The 5,283-nt window shown below is 48.4% G+C and carries 21 tRNA genes and 2 rRNA genes; all 23 read left to right on the top strand.

The features are described 5' to 3' along the window. Window positions 1-116: 116 nt before the first annotated feature. The 23 genes from ATN92_RS00175 (at window position 117) to ATN92_RS00065 (ending at window position 5,275) form a co-directional block, all read left to right on the top strand. Window positions 117-3,034, top strand: a 23S ribosomal RNA gene (locus ATN92_RS00175). 83 nt (window positions 3,035-3,117) lie between these two features. Further along, a 5S ribosomal RNA gene (rrf, locus tag ATN92_RS00170) occupies window positions 3,118-3,234 on the top strand. An 11-nt stretch (window positions 3,235-3,245) separates the two neighbouring features. Continuing rightward, a tRNA-Val gene (locus ATN92_RS00165) sits at window positions 3,246-3,318 on the top strand. 8 nt (window positions 3,319-3,326) lie between these two features. Next, a tRNA-Lys gene (locus tag ATN92_RS00160) sits at window positions 3,327-3,399 on the top strand. Between the two features lie 23 nt (window positions 3,400-3,422). Then, window positions 3,423-3,505: transfer RNA gene (locus tag ATN92_RS00155), tRNA-Leu, on the top strand. A gap of 64 nt (window positions 3,506-3,569) precedes the next feature. After that, window positions 3,570-3,642 (top strand) — tRNA-Thr (locus tag ATN92_RS00150). A gap of 10 nt (window positions 3,643-3,652) precedes the next feature. After that, window positions 3,653-3,724, top strand: a tRNA-Gly gene (locus tag ATN92_RS00145). 14 nt (window positions 3,725-3,738) lie between these two features. Further along, window positions 3,739-3,824 (top strand) — tRNA-Leu (locus ATN92_RS00140). A gap of 13 nt (window positions 3,825-3,837) precedes the next feature. Next, window positions 3,838-3,911: transfer RNA gene (locus ATN92_RS00135), tRNA-Arg, on the top strand. Between the two features lie 11 nt (window positions 3,912-3,922). After that, window positions 3,923-3,996, top strand: a tRNA-Pro gene (locus tag ATN92_RS00130). A gap of 40 nt (window positions 3,997-4,036) precedes the next feature. Next, window positions 4,037-4,110 (top strand) — tRNA-Met (locus ATN92_RS00125). Window positions 4,111-4,117: 7 nt separating this feature from the next. Next, window positions 4,118-4,191 (top strand) — tRNA-Ile (locus ATN92_RS00120). Between the two features lie 34 nt (window positions 4,192-4,225). After that, window positions 4,226-4,299, top strand: a tRNA-Met gene (locus ATN92_RS00115). A gap of 17 nt (window positions 4,300-4,316) precedes the next feature. Further along, window positions 4,317-4,390: transfer RNA gene (locus ATN92_RS00110), tRNA-Asp, on the top strand. Between the two features lie 48 nt (window positions 4,391-4,438). Next, window positions 4,439-4,509: transfer RNA gene (locus ATN92_RS00105), tRNA-Gly, on the top strand. A 13-nt stretch (window positions 4,510-4,522) separates the two neighbouring features. Then, window positions 4,523-4,597, top strand: a tRNA-Ile gene (locus tag ATN92_RS00100). Between the two features lie 8 nt (window positions 4,598-4,605). Beyond that, window positions 4,606-4,693 (top strand) — tRNA-Ser (locus ATN92_RS00095). A 10-nt stretch (window positions 4,694-4,703) separates the two neighbouring features. Continuing rightward, window positions 4,704-4,775, top strand: a tRNA-Glu gene (locus ATN92_RS00090). A gap of 47 nt (window positions 4,776-4,822) precedes the next feature. Then, window positions 4,823-4,912 (top strand) — tRNA-Ser (locus ATN92_RS00085). 31 nt (window positions 4,913-4,943) lie between these two features. Further along, window positions 4,944-5,017: transfer RNA gene (locus ATN92_RS00080), tRNA-Met, on the top strand. Between the two features lie 18 nt (window positions 5,018-5,035). Then, a tRNA-Asp gene (locus tag ATN92_RS00075) sits at window positions 5,036-5,109 on the top strand. 6 nt (window positions 5,110-5,115) lie between these two features. After that, a tRNA-Phe gene (locus ATN92_RS00070) sits at window positions 5,116-5,188 on the top strand. A gap of 4 nt (window positions 5,189-5,192) precedes the next feature. Next, window positions 5,193-5,275, top strand: a tRNA-Tyr gene (locus ATN92_RS00065). The last annotated feature ends 8 nt before the right edge of the window (window positions 5,276-5,283 follow it).

Raw genomic sequence — 5,283 nt, 5'->3', positions numbered from 1 at the left:
ATATTAAGAATTAATGAATTAAAGAAACACCGAAAACTGCGCGGCAATCTTTTGATTGCCAGCTGTGATGAAAATCATGGCAAATTGTTTTAAATTACTTTTTGTAATTTAATTTAGGTTAAGTTATAAAGGGCGCACGGTGGATGCCTAGGCACTAGGAGCCGATGAAGGACGTAACTAACGACGATACGCCTCGGGGAGCTGTAAGTAAGCTTTGATCCGGGGATTTCCGAATGGGGGAACCCAAATATCGTAATGGATATTTACTTGTCTGTGAATACATAGCAGTCAAGAGGAACACGCAATGAACTGAAACATCTAAGTAGTTGCAGGAAGAGAAAGAAAATTCGATTCCCTGAGTAGCGGCGAGCGAAACGGGAATAGCCCAAACTAAAGAGCTTGCTCTTTAGGGTTGTAGGACTGATGTTGTGAGAACAAAAGGTTATGATAGTCGAACAAGTTGGAAAACTTGGCCAAAGAGAGTGAAAGCCTCGTAAACGAAATCTGATCCACTCCATTCAGTATCCTGAGTACGGCGGAACACGAGAAACTCCGTCGGAATCCGGGAGGACCATCTCCCAAGGCTAAATACTCCCTAGTGACCGATAGTGAACCAGTACCGTGAGGGAAAGGTGAAAAGTACCCCGGAAGGGGAGTGAAATAGATCCTGAAACCGTGTGCCTACAAGTAGTCAGAGTCCGTTTATGGATGATGGCGTGCCTTTTGTAGAATGAACCGGCGAGTTACGTTAACATGCAAGGTTAAGATGAAAAGTCGGAGCCGTAGCGAAAGCGAGTCTGAATAGGGCGACTAAGTATGTTGATGTAGACCCGAAACCAAGTGACCTATCCATGTCCAGGTTGAAGATGCGGTAAAACGCATTGGAGGACCGAACTCGTGTATGTTGAAAAATGCTGAGATGAGATGTGGATAGCGGTGAAATTCCAAACGAACTTGGAGATAGCTGGTTCTCTCCGAAATAGCTTTAGGGTTAGCCTCGAGGTTTAGGATCGTGGAGGTAGAGCACTGTTTGGACTAGGGGCCCGTCTTGGGTTACTGAATTCAGATAAACTCCGAATACCATTGATCTTTACTCGGGAGTCAGACGATGAGTGATAAGATCCACCGTCGAAAGGGAAACAGCCCAGATCACCAGTTAAGGTCCCAAAATTCATGCTAAGTGGAAAAGGATGTGGAAACGCATAGACAACTAGGATGTTGGCTTAGAAGCAGCCATTCATTCAAAGAGTGCGTAATAGCTCACTAGTCGAGTGATTCTGCGCCGAAAATGTACCGGGGCTAAGCATGATACCGAAACTGTGGATGTGTCGTAAGACACGTGGTAGGAGAGCGTTGTAATTGCATTGAAGCCATACCGTGAGGAGTGGTGGAGTGATTAGAAGTGAGAATGCCGGTATGAGTAACGAAAGACCAGTGAGAATCTGGTCGGCCGTAAGACTAAGGTTTCCTGGGGAAGGCTCGTCCTCCCAGGGTTAGTCGGGGCCTAAGATGAGGCCGAAAGGCGTAATCGATGGATAACAGGTTGATATTCCTGTACTAGTTTATTTTGTTTGAACGATGGAAGGACGCAGGAGGATGATGTGTGCACGCTGATGGATATGCGTGTCCAAGCAGTAAGTCTTGATATGAGTCAAATGCTTATATCTTTAAGGACAAGCTGTGATGGGGAGTGAAATTTTAGTAACGAAGCACAATAACTCACACTGCCAAGAAAAGTTCCTAGTTAGAAATAAACTACCCGTACCGCAAACCGACACAGGTAGTCGAGGAGAGTATCCTAAGGTCAGCGAGTGAACTCTCGTTAAGGAACTCGGCAAAATGACCCCGTAACTTCGGGAGAAGGGGTGCTGGTGTAACAGCCAGCCGCAGTGAATAGGCCCAAACAACTGTTTATCAAAAACACAGGTCTATGCTAAATCGTAAGATGACGTATATGGGCTGACGCCTGCCCGGTGCTGGAAGGTTAAGAGGATCAGTTAGCTTTTGCGAAGCTGAGAATTGAAGCCCCAGTAAACGGCGGCCGTAACTATAACGGTCCTAAGGTAGCGAAATTCCTTGTCGGGTAAGTTCCGACCCGCACGAAAGGCGTAATGATTTGGGCACTGTCTCAACGAGAGACTCGGTGAAATTATAATACCCGTGAAGATGCGGGTTACCCGCGACAGGACGGAAAGACCCCATGGAGCTTTACTGTAGCTTGATATTGAGTTTTTGTGTGACATGTACAGGATAGGTAGGAGCCGTTGATTTCGGAACGCTAGTTTCGAAGGAGGCATTGGTGGGATACTACCCTTGTTATATGAAAACTCTAACCTACATCACTTAGCGTGGTGAGGGACAGTGTCTGGTGGGCAGTTTGACTGGGGCGGTCGCCTCCTAAAATGTAACGGAGGCGCTCAAAGGTTCGCTCAGAATGGTTGGAAATCATTCGTAGAATGTAAAGGCATAAGCGAGCTTGACTGCGAGACTGACAAGTCGAGCAGGGACGAAAGTCGGACTTAGTGATCCGGTGGTACCATATGGAAGGGCCATCGCTCAACGGATAAAAGCTACCCTGGGGATAACAGGCTTATCTCCCCCAAGAGTTCACATCGACGGGGAGGTTTGGCACCTCGATGTCGGCTCATCGCATCCTGGGGCTGTAGTCGGTCCCAAGGGTTGGGCTGTTCGCCCATTAAAGCGGTACGCGAGCTGGGTTCAGAACGTCGTGAGACAGTTCGGTCCCTATCCGTCGCGGGCGTAGGAAATTTGAGAGGAGCTGTCCTTAGTACGAGAGGACCGGGATGGACATACCTCTGGTGTACCAGTTGTGCCGCCAGGCGCATCGCTGGGTAGCTACGTATGGACGGGATAAACGCTGAAAGCATCTAAGTGTGAAGCCCCCCTCGAGATGAGATTTCCCATTCCTTTATGGAAGTAAGATCCGTTAGAGAATATGACGTAGATAGGCTGCGGGTGGAAGTGTAGCGATACATGGAGCTGAGCAGTACTAATAGATCGAGGACTTAACCGAGTAAGAGTTTACAGCAGTTTGAAGTGTTTTAATTTAATTCATAATCTTAATATCTAGTTTTGAAGGTACGAGTTACCAAATAGTGTAGTGACGATAGCGAGAAGGATACACCTGTTCCCATGCCGAACACAGAAGTTAAGCTTCTCCACGTCGAAAGTAGTTGGTGGGAAACTACCCGCGAGGATAGATAGTTGCTACGCTGTTTCATGATGGAGGATTAGCTCAGCTGGGAGAGCATCTGCCTTACAAGCAGGAGGTCACAGGTTCGATCCCTGTATCCTCCATTCATCATGAGCCGTTAGCTCAGTTGGTAGAGCATCTGACTTTTAATCAGAGGGTCGACAGTTCGAACCTGTCACGGCTCATTTGCAACATATATACACACCATGCGGGTGTGGCGGAATTGGCAGACGCGCTAGATTTAGGTTCTAGTGTCCAGTGGACATGAAGGTTCAAGTCCTTTCACCCGTATTGATAATTGGTCTTGCAAAAGGATTAATTATTGTGTATTATGTTAGATGTCGTTTGGCATAATGCCGACTTAGCTCAGTTGGCAGAGCATCTGTCTTGTAAACAGGGGGTCGGAGGTTCGAATCCTCTAGTCGGCATAGTCATAATGCGGAAGTAGTTCAGTGGTAGAACATCACCTTGCCATGGTGGGGGTCGCGGGTTCGAATCCCGTCTTCCGCTTTCATTATAGTAACGCCGGGGTGGCGGAACTGGCAGACGCACAGGACTTAAAATCCTGCGGTAAGTGATTACCGTACCGGTTCGATTCCGGTCCTCGGCACTATAATGAATATGCACCTATAGCGCAATTGGATAGAGTGTCTGACTACGAATCAGAAGGTTGTAGGTTCGACTCCTACTAGGTGCATTTGTTTTTCTCGGGAAGTGGCTCAGCTTGGTAGAGCACCTGGTTTGGGACCAGGGGGTCGCAGGTTCGAATCCTGTCTTCCCGATTACAACGAAAGTTGTTTTCTGTACGGCATTAAGTTTTATGGCGGTGTAGCTCAGCTGGCTAGAGCGTCCGGTTCATACCCGGGAGGTCGGGGGTTCGATCCCCTTCGCCGCTATTTTTCCGGACCTTTAGCTCAGTTGGTTAGAGCAGGCGGCTCATAACCGCTCGGTCGTAGGTTCGAGTCCTACAGGGTCCATCTTTAAGGACCCCTTTAATGCTGTTATTGTTATCGCGGGATGGAGCAGTCTGGTAGCTCGTCGGGCTCATAACCCGAAGGTCGTAGGTTCAAATCCTGCTCCCGCAATTAGTTTCAAAATATTTGGTTCGTTGGTCTAGTTGGTTAGGACGCCTGCCTGTCACGCAGGAGATCGCGAGTTCGATTCTCGCACGGACCGTTAATAGATTGTTTAATCTATTAGTTCTTAAAGTGTCGTAGGTAATATGCGGGTGTAGTTTAGTGGTAAAACCACAGCCTTCCAAGCTGTTGTCGCGAGTTCGATTCTCGTCACCCGCTTTGCCACTGTTTTGGGCCTATAGCTCAGCTGGTTTAGAGCGCACGCCTGATAAGCGTGAGGTCGATGGTTCAAGTCCATTTAGGCCCACTATATCTGGAGAAGTACTCAAGTGGCTGAAGAGGCGCCCCTGCTAAGGGTGTAGGTCGCTAACGCGGCGCGAGGGTTCAAATCCCTCCTTCTCCGTTTTTTATATGACCCGTTGGTCAAGTGGTTAAGACACCGCCCTTTCACGGCGGTAACATGAGTTCAAATCTCGTACGGGTCATTGATGCATAAGCATCATTAAGTTAATAGTTTTACGTTTTAAGCAATGGAGGATTACCCAAGTCCGGCTTAAGGGAACGGTCTTGAAAACCGTCAGGTCGCGAAAGCGGCGCGTGGGTTCGAATCCCACATCCTCCTTAGTGGGTAGCATATGATTTATTTTTATTATCGCGGGATGGAGCAGTCTGGTAGCTCGTCGGGCTCATAACCCGAAGGTCGTAGGTTCAAATCCTGCTCCCGCAATTCGCTTCAGAAATTCTTGGTTCGTTGGTCTAGTTGGTTAGGACGCCTGCCTGTCACGCAGGAGATCGCGAGTTCGATTCTCGCACGGACCGTTTAATGGCTCGGTAGCTCAGTTGGTAGAGCAATGCATTGAAGCTGCATGTGTCGGCGGTTCGATTCCGTCCCGCGCCATTTTGGAGGGGTAGCGAAGTCTGGCTAAACGCGGCGGACTGTAAATCCGCTCCTTCGGGTTCGGTGGTTCGAATCCACTCCCCTCCATATTTAGG

The organism is Companilactobacillus bobalius (assembly GCF_009764355.1).
Note: the sequence above shows the minus strand (reverse complement) of the source record. Positions and strands in the feature narration are given on the sequence as shown.